This window comes from Kitasatospora purpeofusca, from assembly GCF_000718025.1.
Classification (GTDB): domain Bacteria; phylum Actinomycetota; class Actinomycetes; order Streptomycetales; family Streptomycetaceae; genus Kitasatospora; species Kitasatospora purpeofusca.
Window position 1 is genome coordinate 1 of the sequence record NZ_JODS01000111.1, and the last position, 303, is coordinate 303.

2 rRNA genes are annotated in these 303 nt (G+C 56.4%); both read left to right on the forward strand.

From position 1 onward, the window contains the following. A 23S ribosomal RNA gene (locus tag IF01_RS0140960) occupies positions 1-97 on the forward strand; the annotation flags it as partial. 109 nt (positions 98-206) lie between these two features. Next, positions 207-303 (forward strand): 5S ribosomal RNA (rrf, locus tag IF01_RS44880); the annotation flags it as partial.

Below are 303 nucleotides of genomic sequence, written 5' to 3' on the forward strand. Positions count from 1 at the left end.
GTAAGGCTCCCAGTAGACGACTGGGTTGATAGGCCGGATATGGAAGCCCTGTGAGGGGTGGAGTTGACCGGTACTAATAGGCCGAGGGCTTGTCCTCAGACGCTCGCGTTCACTGTGTGGTTCCCGGGTAGCGAACAGCTATCGCCGGCGAACACAAGAAACACTTATCAACTAAAAAGTGTGTTTCGCTGAATACCCGATAGGGTTTCGGTGGTCATAGCGTGAGGGAAACGCCCGGTTACATTCCGAACCCGGAAGCTAAGCCTCACAGCGCCGATGGTACTGCAGGGGGGACCCTGTGGG